Annotated in this window: 16 protein-coding genes; 11 read left to right on the top strand and 5 right to left on the bottom strand. The window is 70.3% G+C overall.

The window, feature by feature from the left end:
- Window positions 1–33 precede the first annotated feature (33 nt).
- Window positions 34–288, top strand: a complete 255-nt coding sequence (locus OG595_RS07475) for a hypothetical protein (protein ID WP_329269208.1) — start codon at window positions 34–36, stop codon at window positions 286–288.
- Window positions 285–707 carry a helix-turn-helix domain-containing protein gene (locus OG595_RS07470; RefSeq protein ID WP_329269207.1) on the top strand — a complete coding sequence of 141 codons (423 nt, stop codon included), beginning with the start codon at window positions 285–287 and terminating at the stop codon, window positions 705–707. Before OG595_RS07475 ends, OG595_RS07470 begins: the two co-directional genes overlap by 4 nt.
- Before the next feature lie 88 nt (window positions 708–795).
- Here the strand turns inward: OG595_RS07470 and OG595_RS07465 are convergent, their stop codons facing one another.
- The 4 genes from OG595_RS07465 to OG595_RS07450 all read right to left on the bottom strand — a co-directional run bounded on the left by OG595_RS07465 (window position 796) and on the right by OG595_RS07450 (window position 7,250).
- Complete coding sequence (locus OG595_RS07465) at window positions 796–1,527, bottom strand: ABC transporter ATP-binding protein (protein ID WP_329269204.1); 732 nt, start codon at window positions 1,525–1,527, stop codon at window positions 796–798.
- Window positions 1,524–4,370, bottom strand: a complete 2,847-nt coding sequence (locus OG595_RS07460) for a branched-chain amino acid ABC transporter permease/ATP-binding protein (RefSeq protein WP_329269202.1) — start codon at window positions 4,368–4,370, stop codon at window positions 1,524–1,526. The genes OG595_RS07465 and OG595_RS07460 overlap by 4 nt, the downstream gene beginning before the upstream one ends.
- Window positions 4,371–4,400: 30 nt before the next feature.
- On the bottom strand, window positions 4,401–5,675 hold the full coding sequence (locus tag OG595_RS07455; protein WP_329269201.1) for an ABC transporter substrate-binding protein: 1,275 nt from the start codon (window positions 5,673–5,675) through the stop codon (window positions 4,401–4,403).
- A gap of 1,263 nt (window positions 5,676–6,938) precedes the next feature.
- Window positions 6,939–7,250, bottom strand: coding sequence for a hypothetical protein (locus tag OG595_RS07450; RefSeq protein ID WP_329269200.1), 312 nt, complete (start codon window positions 7,248–7,250; stop codon window positions 6,939–6,941).
- Window positions 7,251–7,864: 614 nt separating this feature from the next.
- On the opposite strand from OG595_RS07450, the gene OG595_RS07445 reads away from it, so the two are divergent.
- The 9 genes from OG595_RS07445 to OG595_RS07405 all read left to right on the top strand — a co-directional run bounded on the left by OG595_RS07445 (window position 7,865) and on the right by OG595_RS07405 (window position 15,609).
- The gene (locus OG595_RS07445) at window positions 7,865–8,578 is read left to right on the top strand and encodes a response regulator transcription factor (protein WP_329269199.1); all 714 of its coding nucleotides are present in this window, start codon (window positions 7,865–7,867) and stop codon (window positions 8,576–8,578) included.
- A 35-nt stretch (window positions 8,579–8,613) separates the two neighbouring features.
- Complete coding sequence (locus OG595_RS07440; protein WP_329269197.1) at window positions 8,614–10,806, top strand: ATP-binding protein; 2,193 nt, start codon at window positions 8,614–8,616, stop codon at window positions 10,804–10,806.
- A 5-nt stretch (window positions 10,807–10,811) separates the two neighbouring features.
- Window positions 10,812–11,303: a hypothetical protein gene (locus tag OG595_RS07435; RefSeq protein ID WP_329269195.1), complete on the top strand. Its 492-nt coding sequence runs from the start codon at window positions 10,812–10,814 to the stop codon at window positions 11,301–11,303.
- A 20-nt stretch (window positions 11,304–11,323) separates the two neighbouring features.
- Entirely contained in the window at window positions 11,324–11,479 is a 156-nt protein-coding gene (locus tag OG595_RS07430; protein ID WP_329269192.1) for a hypothetical protein, read from the top strand.
- A gap of 24 nt (window positions 11,480–11,503) precedes the next feature.
- Window positions 11,504–11,929 carry a hypothetical protein gene (locus OG595_RS07425; RefSeq protein WP_329269189.1) on the top strand — a complete coding sequence of 142 codons (426 nt, stop codon included), beginning with the start codon at window positions 11,504–11,506 and terminating at the stop codon, window positions 11,927–11,929.
- Between the two features lie 397 nt (window positions 11,930–12,326).
- On the top strand, window positions 12,327–12,839 hold the full coding sequence (gene uraD / locus OG595_RS07420) for a 2-oxo-4-hydroxy-4-carboxy-5-ureidoimidazoline decarboxylase (protein WP_329269186.1): 513 nt from the start codon (window positions 12,327–12,329) through the stop codon (window positions 12,837–12,839).
- Window positions 12,840–12,844: 5 nt separating this feature from the next.
- Window positions 12,845–13,276, top strand: a complete 432-nt coding sequence (gene uraH, locus OG595_RS07415) for a hydroxyisourate hydrolase (protein ID WP_329282716.1) — start codon at window positions 12,845–12,847, stop codon at window positions 13,274–13,276.
- A 7-nt stretch (window positions 13,277–13,283) separates the two neighbouring features.
- Window positions 13,284–14,204: a factor-independent urate hydroxylase gene (gene pucL / locus OG595_RS07410; RefSeq protein WP_329269184.1), complete on the top strand. Its 921-nt coding sequence runs from the start codon at window positions 13,284–13,286 to the stop codon at window positions 14,202–14,204.
- A 22-nt stretch (window positions 14,205–14,226) separates the two neighbouring features.
- Window positions 14,227–15,609 (top strand): 8-oxoguanine deaminase, encoded by a 1,383-nt coding sequence (locus OG595_RS07405; RefSeq protein ID WP_329269183.1) that lies wholly within the window; start codon window positions 14,227–14,229, stop codon window positions 15,607–15,609.
- A gap of 93 nt (window positions 15,610–15,702) precedes the next feature.
- Here OG595_RS07405 and OG595_RS07400 read toward each other — a convergent pair whose 3' ends face one another.
- The gene (locus tag OG595_RS07400; protein ID WP_329282714.1) at window positions 15,703–16,515 is read right to left on the bottom strand and encodes a chitosanase; all 813 of its coding nucleotides are present in this window, start codon (window positions 16,513–16,515) and stop codon (window positions 15,703–15,705) included.
- Window positions 16,516–16,559 lie beyond the last annotated feature (44 nt).

Here is a 16,559-nt window from a genome sequence, read left to right as displayed (position 1 = left end):
GCTGGGACACGGCCTGACGGAAGAATGGGCACAGTGCGACTGCGAGTGGAGTTCACGACCGAGCCCTTCGATCTCGACGAGGCACCCGCGCACGCGCTGGTCGCCCGCGAGGTCATCGAGGCGGCCGAGCTGGACGCGGTGGACGTCGGCCCGTTCGGCAACACCGCCGAGGGTCGCGCCGACACCGTGCTCACCGCCCTGGACGCGCTGCTGCGCAGGACCCTGGAGGCCGGCGCGACCCGGATCTCCCTCCAGGTCAACGTGATCGACGGGGAGGGCGGCCGGTGACCGGCGCCGGGGACGGTCCCGTCGCCGCCTTCGTCGCGGCAGTGAAACCCCTGGTCGACGCCATGGGCGGCGAGATGGTCGCGCCCGGGCAGGCCGGTCCCGACGACGTCGTGCTCGCCTGGGAGGGCGCCGACGTGGTCGCCGTCCGCCTGCCGCAGCTCGCCGACTCGCTCGATCACATCCTGGCCGCCCTGGAGCGTGGACACGGCAAGCCGCTGGCCGAACTGGACCGCAAGGCCAAACAGGAGACCGTACGGATACTTGAGGCGCGCGGCGCCTTCACCGTGCGGCACGGGGTCGAGACCGTGGCGAGCGCCCTCGGGGTCAGCCGTTTCACGGTCTACAACTACATCAACTACGTCAACGAGCAGCGGGCCAAGGCACGTGCGAACGACGAGCAGCCGCAGCGGGACGGCTGACCCGCCGCAGCCGCCGACACGACCGGTGGGACGGCGGCGGCCATGGCCGGGCGGCTGCCGTGGGATCCCGGGCCCACCCGAGCCCCGGTCACGGAACGGGCTCCGGCGCCTGCTCGCCGAGGTAGGCCCGTTCCAGCAGTCCGGGATCCGCCGAGAGCCGCCCGGCGGGCCCGCTCAGCACCGTTTCGCCGTGCACCAGGACCACCGCCCGGTCCGCCACCTCCAGCGCGAGGCGGACATGCTGCTCGACGAGCACGACCGCCGCTCCGGTACCGTCGGCGATCCGCCGGACGATCGGCAGCAGCTCCTCGACGATCACCGGAGCCAGCCCCATGCTGAGCTCGTCGACGAGCAGCACCCGCGGGTCCTGGATCATGGCCCGGCCCAGGGCGAGCATCTGCTGCTCCCCGCCGGAGAGCATGCCCGCCGCGACCTTCAGACGTCTGCCCAGGGCCGGAAAGAAGTCGAGCACGTCGTCCACGGTGCTGCCGTGACGCCGCCGGGCGAGGACCAGGTTGTCCCGTACGGTCAGCTGGGTGAACAGCGACCGGTCGTCGGGGACGAGGACCAGCCCCCTCCGGGCGACCTCACGGGCCTGTCCGCCACGGATCTGCCGGCCGTCGAGAGCGACCGATCCGCCCAGGCGCGGCAGCAGGCCCGCGAGCGTCATCAGCAGGGTGGTCTTCCCGGCTCCGTTGGGCCCGAGCAGCGCGGTTACCTCACCGGGGAGCAGCTTCAGGCCGAAGCCGCGCACCACCGGCCGTCCCCTGGTGTAGCCCGCGTCCACGCCCTCGCACGTCAGAAGTTCCTGCCCGGTCACTTGACGGCCTCCCCGCGCACCTGGCCCGTGTCGACTTGGTTCGTATCGCCTTGGCTCGCATCGGCATGGGTCGCATCGGCATGGGTCGCACCCAGGTAGGCGGTGGCGACCCGCGGATCGGCCTTGATCTCGGCGGGGGTTCCCTCCGCGATCACCTTCCCGATGTCCAGTACGACGATCCGGTCGCACACGTCGAGCACCAACCCCATGTCGTGGTCGATCAACAGCACCGTCACACCATCGGCCCGGACGGCACGCAGACGGTCGCCCAGCCACCGGCTCTCGGTGCTGTCCAGACCGGCCGCCGGCTCGTCCAGGAGCAGCATCCGGGGACGCCCGGCCAGGGCACGCGCGATCGACACCAACTGCCGTCTGCCCTGGGAGAGTTCACGGGCCAGCTGGGACCGGGATCCACTCAGGTGCAGCATCTCGAACAACCGGTTCCGCAGCTCCAGACCCTGCATGGTGCCGACGTGGTCGCCGCCGTGCCGGGCCGCGGCCTCTCCGACCAGCACGTTCTCCTCCACGCTGAGATCCTCGTAGAGCTCGATGCCCTGGAAGGTGCGTCCGAGGCCCGCCCGGCCCCGTTGGTGCGGTTTCAGCGACGAGATCGGCCGCCCGTCGAACTCGACCGTTCCCGTGCTGCGGTGGTATCCGCTGATCGCGTCGAGCAGGGTGGTCTTCCCCGCGCCGTTCGGCCCGATCACGCCGACGATCTCACCCGAGCGCACGTCGAAGGAGACCGAGTCGACCGCCACCACACCGCCGTAGCGCACCCCGATGTCGCGTACCGAGAGCACCACTTCGCCCGGATCGGGGACGCGCGGGCGGTCGGACCGTGCCGCTTCGGTTTCGGTGAGGATCTCGGCGTCCAGAGATTCGGCGGTGTCGGCCGCGTCGAGGGCGGGCCGACGCCTGTTTCGCAGCTTGTGCATCAGTTCGTGCGCCGGGCCGACGATGCCCTCAGGGTTCGTGATCACGGTGAGGATCAGGCCGACGCCCATGATCACGCCGTACCACTCTCCCATGGACAGTGCCCGGTCCAGCAGGACGGGCAGCAGGCCTCCGGCCCCCATCACACCGGCCACGAGGCCCCCCGAAAGGGCCGTGATACCCGCCAGGTACGCGGTGGCGAACAAGCCCAGACCGCCGATCGCGGTGAACATCTGGGCGTCGGCGACGGTCTGCTGATAGCCCAGCAGAGCACCCCCGAGCCCGGCGACGAACGCTCCGATCGCGAAGGCGGTGATCTTCGTACGGGCGACGTCGATCCCCGCCGCGGCGGCCGACCGCTCGTTGGCGCGCACGGCGAGCATCGCCGCCCCGAGCCGGCTGCGGCGCAGCCGTCCGACGCCCAGGGCGACCCCCAGCAGCACCACCAGGCACAGCAACGCGAACGGAATGCGCGGGTAGTCCTCGCCGGCGCCGATGCCCAGGTCGATCCCGAACAGGCGCGGCGCGGGGACCTGCGAGCCGTCCAGGCCGCCGTTGAGTTCGGTGTTGCGGAACCAGAAGGCCTCCAGCGCCACCGCCAGCGCGACCGTCACCACCGCCGCGGGCAGGCCGCGGATCCGCAGGGCGGGAAGCCCGATCACAACACCGATCACCATCGCCGCCACGGCGGCCAGCAGCGGGGCGAACGGGAAGGGGATGTCCCACCCCGCACTCAGCTTGCTGAGGCTGAACGCGCCGACGCCGGCCAGGGTCAGCTGGGCCAGCGAGATCTGGCCGGCGAACCCGGTGACGACCACCAACGACAGTGAGATCACCGCCAGGGTCAGCGAGGTGATGACCGCGGCGCGGATGCTGCCGTGGGTGGTGAGGAGGACGACGACACCCAGGCCGGTGCTCACGACGGCCGGGACCAGGACACGGTCGGGCCGCGGCGCGCGGCCCAACGCCTGCTGGACCAGGGAGCCACGGGTGGGCAGCGGCCGTCCGCGGACCACGAGGTAGGCCAGGATCACGGCCAGCGGCACCAGTTGCGCCGTGCCGGTCTGAGGCAGCCATGACCACTTGCCCTGGAGGAACTGCAGTTCCGACTGCAGCATCCCGATGACCAGGCCGGCTCCCACGGCGGGGACCAGCGCGGTGAAGTTGCCGACCAGGGCCGCGGCGAGGGCCGGCACGATGAACAGGGTGTACGAGATCGGGACCAGGGGCACGATGGGCGCGATCAGAATGCCGGACAGGCCGGCGATGGCCGAGCCCAGCGCCCAGTTCGCCACCGCGATCCGCTCCGGCGACAGCCCGCTGACCAGGGTGCCCTTCTCCGATTCGGCCGCCGCCCTGGCCGTGAGGCCGAACCGGGTCAGCCGGAACACCAGCGCCAGCGCGACCGTCAGTACGACGATGACCCCCGCGAACCACAGCCGGTCGCCGGGGATGCGCGAGCCGCCCCAGTCCACCGGGTCGTTCGGAAGAATGGCCTTGACCGACACCTGGGCGGTGCCCACCCGCGCGGCGATCACGGACTGGATCACCAGCATCACCCCGATCGAGGCGACAGCCTTGGCCACCGGCGGCGCGGCCCGCAGCTGCCGGAAGACGAGCCCGTACAGCACCACCCCGAACACCGCGGCGAGCACCAGCGAGATCAGCATCGCCGGGAAGAGCCCGAGCGGTCCGCCGAGCCCGACCGTGGTCGGCAGGCCCGGCACCGGCACCAGCAGCTCACCCCGGCGCAGGAACGCGTAGGTGTAGGCGCTGTACAGCGCGATCGCCCCGGTGGCGAAGTTGACCACGCCGGAACTGCGGTAGGTCAGCACCAGTGCCAGCGCGAGCGCGCCGAACACCGCCCCACTCCCCAGGCCCAGCAGCAGAAACACGACGTACTGGCTCATCGGCGAGACCGTCCCTTCCGGCTGCTTCGACTACTGCGCGAACAACGGACTGGGATCGATGACCCGCACCTTGTCCAGCTTGCCGCCGGACATCGTGCCGGTGATCACCTGCGCAGAGCAGGCCGCCTTCATCCCCGGTACCGCCGTGGAGTCGCAGGTGAACGTGGAGCCGTGGCCCACCGGCAGCACGACGTCCTTGGCCGAGCTCAGGGCAGCGGCGATGGTCTTCGGCGTGACCTCGCCGGTCAGGCCGTGCAGGGCGCGCACCAGACCGAGCACGCCCTGGTATCCGACAGCCGCGTACCCCTGGGTGGGTGTGTCGGGGCTGTACCGCTTCATCACCTGGCGGTAGAGCTGGGCCTCGATGTGGTCACTGGCCGTGTCGAAGCCGCTGAACACCTGCGCGCCGTCCATGCCCGCGCCCACGGCGTCGATGACCTCGGGGGCCACACACGACTGGACGAGTTCGCGGGGGGTGTCGCCGCCGAGCGTGCCCATCGCCTGGAGCACGGAGGTGCACACGGTCGACTCGCCGATGACGGCGACGGCATCGGGCTTCTTCGCCAGCGCGGCACTCACCTGGGGCGACGCGTCCGGCGTGCCCGCCGCTATCGTCACGATCTGCAGGTCGACGCCGGCCTTGGCGAAGAACGGCTTGCCGATGGCCTCCATACCGCCCACCGCGGCGGGTACGTCGATCACGAACGCGGCGATCTTCTTGTACCCCTTCTCCTTCGAGTACGCGGCCATCGCCGTCATGTTCGCCGGGAAGCCGCCCGTCCAGGAGAAGGCGTTGGTGCTGGTGCCCTCGGCGTTGCTGGCGCCCACGGCGGTCGCCCAGGGAATGCCGGCCTGGGTCACGATCGGCACCATCGAGTCGCCCAGACCGCTGCTCGTCAGCACGACCGCGTCGACCTTCTGTTCGACCATCTGGTTCGCGCAGTCCCGTGCGGTGGCCGGCTCCTCCTTGGTCTTGCAGACCACGAAGGTGATCGGTCTGCCCGCGATCCCGCCGAGGTTGTCATTGGCGTACTTCCGGGCCGCTTCCGCGGCTTCCCGGTTCTCGGGCTGACTGGTGCTGGCGCCGCCCTCATTGGTGATCAGGCCGATCGTCACCGGCTCGCCGGTGGCCTTCTCGCCCGGGAACGCGCTCGCCAGCGCGGCCGGTACCTCCGTGCTGTCCGCGGCGGTGGCCGCGTCATCGCCACCGCCTCCGCATCCTGCCAGCAGGACCGCGCTCGAAATCAGCGCGACCGATACCCGTGACCGGGGCGAGGAGAAGACTGGTCTGACCCGTTCGTTCATGTCTGCTTCCCAAGGTTTCGGCGAGTGCCCGGCACTCGCGGCGATCAGTGGTCGGCGGCACGCCGGGCCGGAGCCGCGGCTGCGCTGCCGTCTGAGAATGTGAAGAGAGAGCCGCAAACGGATGTCGAACGGCACGCGGGCCGGATGCCGGTGCCGAGGCAGGACATGCCGGCCGGCGCGGCGAGGACCGCACGACCGGAGACCGGGGCGACCCCGCTCCCACGGAACAGGTCGTCCGGCCTTCTCGACCGGCGACCGGGTCGTCGGCCATGGGTTCGTCGGCAACGGCTCGGCGGCTACGGGTCGTCGGCCATGGGCCTGCTTGCCTGCCTGTCGGCATGGCACAGCGCCGTCGGTCTTCAGCCTGATGAACTCCTCGTCGGCGAGGCCGCGCTGCGGCAGTACCCCAACGGTGTGCTCGGCGAACCGGGCCGCCGTACAGAACGTGCGGGAGGCGGGGCAGGCCCCAAAGATCTCCGCGGCCTCACCGGCGGGCGCCGCAATGGCCCGGACGCTGCCGGAACGCTCGCAGGTCGCGAATCCTCCCTGCCGACGAACCGGCAGAACTCCGGCCGGGACCGGCCCGGTTGCGGCACCGGGAACTCCAGCCGCCCGCCGTCGGCCGTCCGATGGGTGCCGGCCAATCTCGTGGCCGACGGCCTGTGCCCGGGCCGCTCCCACGGTGGCGGCGGCCCACCCGCCACCCGCGTCCGACCGCGCCGACCGTCGCCCCGCTCGGCGTGCTCGATGCTGCCTGCCTCGGCACCCCACTCCGCGAGCACCGCGCCCGCCGCGGACACGGACGTGAACGACGCGACGTCCGGGGCCCGCACGCCCTCCATCGGTCGGTGCACTCCGACCACCTCCTCGTGGACTTCGTTGAGATCCCGCCGACTCAGGACACGGCCGGCACATGCCGTGCCGCGTCGACGGTTGGGCTCGCGCTCGGGTCGGCTCACTGCGGGAAGGCGCGCGGAGGTCGATCCTCCGGCGGCTGGGGAGAGCGACGACAGCACGTCACTCGACGGTGGTGGCCCGCTCCGGGCACGCCATCACGACGCGACACCGTCACGGGCCGAGGCCTCAGGGCGGTCCTGCCGGGACCTCTCTGTCCCGGAGCGGGGCCGGCCATTGTCGTCGGGCCCGAGGACGCCCGGTGCTGTCGCCGTGCACCGCGTATGCCCGGAGCACGGCCGGCTGTGTGTCCACGGCGATCCTCGTCGGACCTCCGGCTCCCGCGAGGAGCCGCATCGCCGAGCTTCGTCAGCCGGTCATGGCCGCGGCCGGTAACTTCGAGAGGGCGCCCGTTTCTCCCGCGGTGCTCCCGCCGTCGTCGGCTTTGAGGAGCTCGAACAAGGTGCCCTCCCCGATGTCCGGCACGTGGTCTGCCCGGAGCCTTCGCGACAACGCCTGCGTGATCACCGGCCTCTGGCCGCCGCGCGCGCGGGCGGACCTGGGGCCGACGACCGGTAACCGTTCCGCGATCGGCCCACCGATCCGCGCGGTGTCGAGGAGCCCGATCGTTCCGACAGCACTCGAAGCCGAGGCCACGTCGCCACCTGGCAGTGCGCTCATCTCCGCTCCTTCGCGACAAGACGCTGTGACCCCGCAGGCCGCCGATGTCCCACTTTTCACGTACAACCGGCTGCAATGCATAAGAGTATACGTAATTACAGTTCGGCGGAACCCGTCGCGCAGCCCCTGAAGCGGCCTGTACGGGCCCTGATTGCCGGCGTCCGGCCCTCACCCCGCACGCCGCTGTCGCAGGCAGGGCGTGGTAGGCGGCGCCGCCGCAACGGGATAGGTGCGAAAGTGGCACGTCAAAGGGCTACTGGGCGCCGGTTGAACGACCGGGAGCCGTAAGTGGGCAGCGCCGCACACGGGTTCGCGTGCAGGTTCGAGCCCGGAAGGGTGGTCGAGGAGCGCGCTTCGGTCGCTGCCGATGGTGACGTTCCCTGCGTACGGACGGCATCCACACGCGAAATGAGGGGACGGAATCCACTCGCCCGGTCATGGGGAGCCGTAGGCGGCAACGGCCGTGGGCGGGGCGTCCTGCCCGGCCTCGTCGATGACCGGCCTCCTGCGCGGAACAGTCAGGACAACGCGGAACAGCAGGACAACAGAGGCAGCGGTGGAGCGAGTTGGCCGGTTCCGCCGCAGGGGGCGCTGGCAGAGGGCATGCTGGCGAAATGACGGAGCCACAGGCGGCCTCAGGGGGTCCGGAGCCGGGCCCGGTGCCCAACCCGGATGGGGAACAGGCGATTGTCGTAGCCGGTGTCGATGATCACCCGCTCATCCTGGGCGGTCTGCGGTTGTACTTCGCCGAGAACGCCCCGGACATCCGACTGGGCGCCATCGAATCCAGTGTCACAGCGCTGCTCGAACGAACCGACAGCCCCGCCTCCGTGGTGCTGCTCGACCTGCTCCTGCCGGCCGAACCGGATGTCGCGCACAACGTGGCGAGGATCGTCGCGACCGGCGCTCGTGTCGTCATCCTCACCTCGGACTCCCGTCCGGGCGTCGTACGCAGCGCCATCGACGCGGGCGCCCTCGGGCTGGTCCTGAAAGGTGATCCGGAGGAATCCGTCGTCGACGCGGTGCGAGCCGCCCACGCGAACGAGTTCTCGGTTTCCAGCAGACTCGCCCACGCCATGGTGACCGACCCGCGGGCAGGGGTGCGGCTCTCCGAGAGGGAGCGCCAACTCCTTGTGCTGATGGCGCAGGGCAAGCCGCGCAAACTGATCGCGAAGGAGATGGGGCTCGCGGTGGACACCCTGAAGTCCTTCCTCGACCGGGCGGCGAGGAAGTACCGGGAGGTCGGCCATCCGACGGCGGGCCCCGGCCAGTTGGTGGCCTTCGCGTTGCGGGACGGCCATATCGATATCGAGCCCGAAGCCAAGTGAGACCGGGGACCTACCGGTTCAGCGTCGAACGCGGGATGCAGCGTTCGTTCACCGTGCTCGCCGTCCTGCTCGCCGTGCAGTGGGCGGTCATGGTGACGACCTCACCGGAACTCGATGTGCCGCTGATCATCTCCGGCTGGTGGTTCGTCCTCGTACTGCTCGTCGAGGCCGTCCGCGCCTGGCGTTGCCTGCTGGCCGCCTCGGACGCGTGGCTGGTCTGCGGCGCGGTTCTGCTGGTGTACGCGGCGATGGCCCTGTCCCCTCCGGGTGACATCGTGGTGGGGGCCAGAGGCAATCCCGCTCTGGTCGCGGCCGTTCTGGCGGCGGGGTTCCTGACTCCGCCGCGCGCCTGGGCGGTCTGCGCGGGGGTCTTCCTCGCACAGGTGGTCGTCTGCCTGCCGCTGGACGGCCCGTCGCGGGCGCTGGAAAGTCTGTGGCCGGGGATCTCGGGCGCGTTCGCCGCGGGCGTGCTGACCAGGGTGATGCGGTCGGCCGCCGCCCGGGCCGATCACGCGCAGGAGGCGCTGCTCGCGGCACAGGCTCAGGAGGCGCAGGCCGAGGGCCGGCGGTCCGCGCATCGCACGTTCCAGCGGATGCTCCACGACGACGTGGCCACGGCCCTGCGCGCGGTGGCCGGCCGCGGTGTCACCCGGGCCGAAGCACGCCGGACATGCGCGGACGCGGTGGCCGCGATGGCACGGGCGCCGATGGCACCGGTCGCGAGCAGCACCAGGAATCTGGCCGAGGACATCGAAGAACTCCGCACCGTCCTGCCCGTCGAGACCACGCTCCACACCGGCGGCGATGTCCATGTGCCGGCCCCGGTGGCCGCGGCCATGCTCGCCGCCGCGCGAGAGGCGCTGCGCAACGTCGACCGCCACGCCTTCGCCGGCGCTGTCTCCGTACGGCTGAGCGAGGACGGGCACGCGGTCGTCCTGGTCGTTTCGGACGACGGCGTCGGCTTCTCCCCGACACGGTCCCACCGATCGTCCTGGGGACTGAGCCGGTCCGTCATCGACAGGATGGCGGAAGTGGGCGGCACCGCGGATGTGATCAGCACCGAGGGCGCGGGCACCTCCGTGCGACTCGGATGGACCCGCGACGCCGCCCCACCGGTGGCGGCTGCCCGCTTGGACAGAGCCGCCCTGATCGCCCTCGCGGTGGGTGACATCCGCAAGCCTCTCGCCGCGGTCTGTGTGCCCTATCTGCTGAGCATGTACGTGGTCGCGGTGGTCCACAGCGATGGCACGGCGAGCGCGGACCGGCTGACCGTCTGGTTCTCGGTACTGGTACTGATCACCCTGGCCCTGATCGTGCGGGCCGACCGGCCGGTGTCCGGACGGGTCGGCTCAGCGAGTGCCGCGTTCGCTCTGGGCGGTCTGCTGTACGCGCTCTCCGTCATACCGGCGGACAGCCTCGACAACTTCGATTCCTGGCCCGTCGGCGCCCTCACGCCCCTGTTCGTCGTTCTGCTGACGATCCGTTCGGTCCCGGAGGCCGTGGTTCCCCTGGTGCTGGAGGAGATCGCGATTCTGTCGCTGATCGCGACCGGCGGACTGGAGGCCGACTCACCGGCGGCCGTACTGCCTGCCCTGCTGGCTCCGGTGTTCGGTGTCGTCATGGTCTGGATCATCGTGCGAACGGTCGTCGGACTCGGTGCCGTGGTGGCGGAGGCCAACCGCGACCAGGTCGCGATCGCGGTCGCCGAAGCGGGACACGAGGCCCGTACGGCGCTGCACCAGCGGAGGATCGAGGAGATCGGCGCACAGCTGCTGCCCTTCCTGCGGGGGATCGCGGAGGGAAGGGAGCCGGGCTCCTGGCGGGAACTGCGTGAACAGGCCCAGTTGTTGGAGGTGACGGCCCGGGACGAGCTGCATCTCCCCGGTGTGATCGACGCCGAGGTCCGGGACCGCCTCACCGTGGCCCGGCAGGACGGCTGTGTCGTCAGGTTCCAGTCGGACAGCGACGCCGTGTATCCGCCCCTCGTGCTGCGCGATCTGCTCGCCGCCGCGCTCACCGGCTCGGAGCCACCACGTCGGCTGACCCTCAGTCTGTATCCCGGCACGGAACAGGTGGAGGTGAGTCTGGTGACCGTCCCGGGCGATGCCGCCAGGAGCGCCCGGCTTCGCCGGTCCTTCGCGGACTTCGCCCCGGTGGTGGACGACCTGCCGGAAGCGACCTGCGCACATCTGGTGGTGCGTCAAGGAGGCGGTATGTCCCCGATATAGGGGACATGACCACGGACGCGCGCCGCGTCACGCTGGGGGCCTGCCCCAGCGTGAAAGGAACCGTCGTGGGAGCTCTTCTCATCTTTGTGCTCTTCTGTCTGCTGGTCGGAACCGGAGCCTTCTTCCAGAGCCGGCATTTCTTCCGGAGCCTGGAAAGACAGTACGAGATGCGCGGCCGGGTGAACCCGCAGGCAGTTTTCCAGGCCGCCGCGGAGGCGGCCAGGGGAATTCGCTGGACCGTCCGGGAAACGAAGCGTGGACTGGAAACACGACACCCCGTGGGCAGCGTGATCCGCGTGAACCTGGAAACCGAGGAGGGCGGGGAGTGTGTCACCACTCTCTTCCTTCGCGATATCGCGTTCACCTCGCAACTGGGCGGACTGATCAAGACGCCTCGCGCCTTCCGGGCGATTCAGCGGAAACGGAAGCGGATCATCGCCGCCGTCTCGGCAGTACCGGGAGCGGGCGACTGGATCGAAGTAAGTGGCCTGAACTGACCCGAGGGAAAGGAAACACCGTGGCGACCAAAGAGCAGTACGAAGCGGCTCTCAGCAAGGCGGAGAGGGCGGGCATCGGATCCTTGGACACGCAGCAACGGGAACTTGTCCAGAAGCTGTACAAGGAGGCCGGGCCGCGAGGAAACCGTGCGCGCAAAGTCATCGACGGCAAGTAGTGGCCGTCCAGAGGAGAGGCAGGAATGGGAATCTTCGGACGCAGTAGGAACGCCGCGCCGGGCGGTGGCAGGGCGACAGGGGAAATCGGCAGTTTCCTTTCTCCGCACTCTCCGGACGACACCGCTCGAATTGTCCACGCGGGCCTCGCCGATCAGTTGTCGATCGAGTCGGCCGAGGTCACTGGTCCTGGTCTCCTGGAATCGATATACCTGAGCAGGTTCGATTCCAGCGGTGTCACCGTGGTCGCCGGAAACTCCGTCGACACGTACTTCTCCTTCGCCGTCGATCTCACGGCGACATCGGGCGGAACGGAAGGGCGTGCCTATCTCGACCGTCCCGCACGGTCGGTCAAGCGCTGGATGGGCAACACCATCAAGATCAGCTCTGGTGTCCAGATGACCCTGGAGGGCGCCGGCGTCCGGATTGTGCGCTGGGACGTCGGGTTCTGACCGGACGGGAACCGGGCGAGGACCGCACGAGGAAAGCCGTCGCGCGACGAGGGACCGCCGCAGCCCGCCTCCACAGGTGGGCTGCGGTTTCCCGGCGACCTCGTCCAGGTGGTCGCCGCCGGTGCCCGACCTGCCGGGTGCGCGGGTACGGGTGATGCTTGTCGGGGGCAGGAGCATTCGGCGATCTGCCCGGCGGGCCCGGCTCGGCCCGGTCTGCGGTCCGAAGCGCGAACCGCAGGCCTGACGGGGCAGGGTGACGACCGTTGTTACCCGGAATTTTCAACAAAGTGTTGACGCCTCGTCGCCGGAAGGCGTTAGCTGTGCGCAGCCAGCCCGGCGTGCTCCCCGCACGCACCCCAGCGCGCGCCCAGCACGCACAAGGCCACGGAGGTCTGCCGTGACGTCGAGTACGCCCCCTGGCGGCCTCGCCCGGTTCAACGCCCTGGAGGAGTCCGCGGCCCGCACCGCGCTCCACGAGGCCTGCGCCTCGACGGCCTGGGGACGGCAGCTGCTCGCGAAGCGCCCGTACGCCACCGCCGAGGACCTGTACACGGCGAGCGACACGGCGATGGCCGACCTGGCCGACGACGACCTCGCCGAGGCGATGGCCGGGCATCCGCCGATCGGCCGTCCGAAGCCCGGCGACCCGACCTCCGCCCGTGAACAGCGCGGCATGGCCGGTGCCTCCGAGGACCTGAGGGCGGAGATGCTCGAACTGAACCTCGCCTACCAGGAGCGGTTCGGCCATGTCTTCCTGATCTGCGCCACCGGCCGCACCGGCGAGGAGATGCGCGACGCGCTGCGGGAACGGATCGGGAACACGCCGGAGCGGGAACGGGAGATCGTCCGCACCGAACTGGGGAAGATCAACCGCATCCGGCTCGGCAACCTCGTACAGGAAGACCAGTGACCGACATGAGCACCGACGCCACCGAAACCGCCGACCCCGGCGCCTTCGTCGCCTCCGTGTCCACGCACATCCTGGACACCAGCGTCGGCCGCCCCGCCGCGGGCGTCGCCGTCCGGCTTACCGCTCGTAGCGGGCGCGAAGCGGACTGGCGGGCGCTCGGCGGCAGCGCGACCGACGCCGACGGGCGGTGCAAGGACCTGCCGGCGCTGCCGGAGGGCACGACCCATGTGCGGCTCGACTTCGAGGTCGAGCCGTACCTGGAGCAGAAGCAGAAACAGGCCGATGCGCAGCAGGACGCCCCCGCGAACCGGGACAGCGGAGCGGCGGGAGCGTTCTTCCCGGAGGTGGCGATCACGTTCGCCGTCGTGCCGGGCGAGCACTACCACGTACCGCTGCTGCTCAACCCGTTCGGCTACTCCGTATACCGAGGGAGCTAGCAGCATCATGACCGATTCAGCAGGCCAGGCCCGACCCGTGTTTCTCGGGCAGAACCAGTACGGCAAGGCCGAGAACCGCGTCGTGCGCGTCACCCGCGACGGCGCCACCCACCACGTCAAGGATCTCAACGTCTCGGTGTCCCTCTCCGGCGACATGGACGAGGTCCACCTCTCCGGCTCGAACGCGAACGTCCTGCCGACGGACACCACCAAGAACACGGTGTACGCCTTCGCCAAGGAGCACGGCATCGACTCCGCCGAGCAGTTCGGCATCCATCTGGCCCGGCACTTCGTGACGAGCCAGGAGCCGATAAGGAAGGCTCGTATCCGGATCGAGGAGTACTCCTGGGAGCGGATCGAGTCGGCGGGCGGGGGCGGGCACTCCTTCGCGCGGCAGGGGCAGGAGACCCGGCTGGCCCAGATCACGTACGACGGTTCGTCGTGGGAGGTGGTCTCCGGGCTCAAGGACCTGGTCGTGATGAACACGACCGACTCCGAGTTCTGGGGCTACGTCAAGGACAAGTACACGACGCTTCCCGAGGCGTACGACCGCATCCTGGCGACCCAGGTGTCCGCGCGCTGGCGCTTCAACTGGTCCGACGAGGCACGGGAGATGCCCGACTGGGAGGAGTCCTACGCGCAGACCCGCAAGCACCTGTTGTCCGCCTTCGCGGAGACCTACTCGCTCTCCCTCCAGCAGACCCTCTTCCAGATGGGCGCGCGGATCATCGAACAGCGCGACGAGATCGACGAGGTGCGGTTCGCCCTCCCCAACAAGCATCACTTCCTGGTGGATCTGAAGCCGTTCGGGCTGAAGAACGACAATGAGGTCTACCTCGCCGCGGACCGGCCGTACGGCCTGATCGAGGGCACGATCCTGCGGGACGGCGCCGACGCGCGCATCCCCGCCGACCTCACCAACCTCTGAGACCTCTAAGGACGTTCGAACGATGGTTCAGCGCATCGTCATCGAGAACTGCGCGGTCGCGACCGTGGACGCCGCCGACACCGAGTACGCGTCCGGCCATGTGGTGATCGCCGGCAACCGCATCGAGTCGGTCGGCGCGGGCAAAGCCCCCGAGGGGCTGGCGGACGTGGTCCGGCGAGTCGACGCGAGCGGCCACCTCGTCACCCCCGGCCTCGTCAACACGCACCACCACTACTACCAGTGGATCACCCGGGGCCTGGCCACCGACCACAACCTCTTCGACTGGCTGGTGGCGCTGTACCCGACGTGGGCACGCATCGACGAGCCGATGGTCCGCGCGGCGGCGCAGGGCTCGCTCGCCATGATGGCCCGCGGCGGAGTCACCACCGCCATGGACCACCACTACGTCTTCCCGAAGGGCTCCGGCGACCTGTCCGGCGCGATCATCGGGGCGGCCCGCGAGATGGGCGTCCGCTTCACCCTCGCCCGCGGCTCGATGGACCGCAGCGAGAAGGACGGCGGCCTGCCCCCGGACTTCGCCGTCGAGACCCTGGAGGGCGCGCTCGCCGCCACCGAGGCCACCGTCGACGAGCACCACGACCCCTCCTTCGACGCCATGACACAGGTCGCGGTCGCCCCCTGCTCACCGTTCTCCGTCTCGACCGAACTGCTGCGCGAGGGAGCGGAGTTGGCGCGGCGCAAGGGCGTACGCCTGCACACGCACGGCTCGGAGACGGTCGAGGAGGAGCAGTTCTGCAAGGAACTCTTCGGCATGGGCCCGACCGACTACTTCGAGTCCACGGGCTGGCTCGGCGAGGACGTGTGGATGGCGCACTGCGTCCACATGAACGACTCGGACATCGCCGCCTTCGCCCGTACGAAGACGGGCGTGGCCCACTGTCCGTCCTCCAACGCCCGGCTGGCGGCGGGCATCGCACGTGTCCCCGACATGCTGGCGGCCGGCGTCCCGGTCGGCCTCGGCGTCGACGGCACCGCGTCCAACGAGTCCGGCGAACTCCACACCGAACTGCGCAACGCCCTCCTCATCAACCGCCTCGGGGCGCACCGGGAAGCGGCTCTGAACGCCCGTCAGGCGCTGCGCCTCGGGACGTACGGCGGCGCCCAGGTCCTGGGCCGGGCAAGGGAGACGGGGTCGCTGGAGGCGGGCAAGCTCGCCGACCTGGTCCTCTGGAACCTGGACACGCTGGCCCACGCGTCGATCGCCGACCCGGTCACCGCCCTGGTCTTCGGTGCGGCGGCACCGGTCACCGCGTCCTTCGTGAACGGCGAACAGATCGTCGAGAACGGGCGGTTGCTGCACGTCGACGAGGACGAGATCGCCCGCTCGACGCGTGCGGAGGCCCGGCGGCTGGCAGCGATCGCGGCGCGCGGCCGAGAGGCCTGAAACAGGGTTCCGGGCCCGAACAGACCTCCGGCCGAGGGGGACGGCCCTCGGCCGGAGTCCAGCCGGCACGGTCGGCGTGGTGGCCGGTGCCGGTCAGCCGATGTAGTAACTGTCCCCGTACACTTTCCAGTCGAGCGGCGGATCCAGGTTCAGGTTCCCCTGGTCGAGGAAGACCCGCTGGGCGGTGTCCACGCGGCTGGTGTCCTCGTGGGCCGCCTCCTGCCGCATCGCCCACACCCGGGCGTCGAGGAAGGCGTTCAGGTACGTCGTCTCGTCGCCGCCGTCGGCCGGGGTGGCCGCGTTCGCGCGGGCCCGTGTGCGGATGCCGCCGAAGGTGAGACCGTCCGTGCCGGGACCGTGCATGACCATGGCGTCGTAGTAGGCGAACTGGCCCAGCGTGCCGACGCCGTCCTTCTTGGCGAGGGCGACGGCCGGGTCGAAGTAGACGCGGTCACGCTCGTCGTTCTGGGCGTCCCGGAAGGCGGACGTCTTCGCCGCCTTCCGCCAGGCGGCGGGGAAGCCCGGGTCCAGGCCCTCGTGCGAGTCGGTGCCGTCCACCGCGCGCAGGGCGGGCAGATAGGCGGCCAGGGCGTTGTCCGCGTCCCGCTCGGTGTACAGCTCGACGAGGGCCAGCATGTCGCTCGTACCGGAGCAGAAGCCGATGATCCCGCCGGTGTAGCCGCGCCCGTCGCCGATGTCCTCGATGTACGCGTACTGCGCCTGCCAGTCCAGGGACGAGTTCTCCGCGCTGCACACCAGCCGCATCGCGATGTCCTTCTTGGCCGGGTCGTCGAGCCCGTCGGCGGTCGCCTCGGTGGTCGCGCCGGACGCGATCCGCTGGGTGGTCAGGATCGCGGTGGCGCCGAGCGCGGCCAGCAGCGTACGACGGGCGGCGGCTCTTTGCATCATCGGCACGGGGTCTCCAAGAAGGGCGCGGCGGGAAGAGGTTG

It is taken from the genome of Streptomyces sp. NBC_01451 (assembly GCF_036227485.1).
In the GTDB taxonomy this organism is placed as follows: domain Bacteria; phylum Actinomycetota; class Actinomycetes; order Streptomycetales; family Streptomycetaceae; genus Streptomyces.
Note: the sequence above shows the minus strand (reverse complement) of the source record. Positions and strands in the feature narration are given on the sequence as shown.

Coding starts and splice junctions, on each gene's coding strand:
- OG595_RS07460 (WP_329269202.1), bottom strand. CDS start 4,370: ATGAGCCAGTACGTCGTGTTTCTGCTGCTGGGCCTGGGGAGTGGGGCG.
- OG595_RS07455 (WP_329269201.1), bottom strand. CDS start 5,675: ATGAACGAACGGGTCAGACCAGTCTTCTCCTCGCCCCGGTCACGGGTA.
- OG595_RS07450 (WP_329269200.1), bottom strand. CDS start 7,250: ATGAGCGCACTGCCAGGTGGCGACGTGGCCTCGGCTTCGAGTGCTGTC.
- OG595_RS07445 (WP_329269199.1), top strand. CDS start 7,865: ATGACGGAGCCACAGGCGGCCTCAGGGGGTCCGGAGCCGGGCCCGGTG.
- OG595_RS07440 (WP_329269197.1), top strand. CDS start 8,614: ATGCAGCGTTCGTTCACCGTGCTCGCCGTCCTGCTCGCCGTGCAGTGG.
- OG595_RS07435 (WP_329269195.1), top strand. CDS start 10,812: ATGACCACGGACGCGCGCCGCGTCACGCTGGGGGCCTGCCCCAGCGTG.
- OG595_RS07425 (WP_329269189.1), top strand. CDS start 11,504: ATGGGAATCTTCGGACGCAGTAGGAACGCCGCGCCGGGCGGTGGCAGG.
- uraH (WP_329282716.1), top strand. CDS start 12,845: ATGAGCACCGACGCCACCGAAACCGCCGACCCCGGCGCCTTCGTCGCC.
- pucL (WP_329269184.1), top strand. CDS start 13,284: ATGACCGATTCAGCAGGCCAGGCCCGACCCGTGTTTCTCGGGCAGAAC.
- OG595_RS07405 (WP_329269183.1), top strand. CDS start 14,227: ATGGTTCAGCGCATCGTCATCGAGAACTGCGCGGTCGCGACCGTGGAC.
- OG595_RS07400 (WP_329282714.1), bottom strand. CDS start 16,515: ATGCAAAGAGCCGCCGCCCGTCGTACGCTGCTGGCCGCGCTCGGCGCC.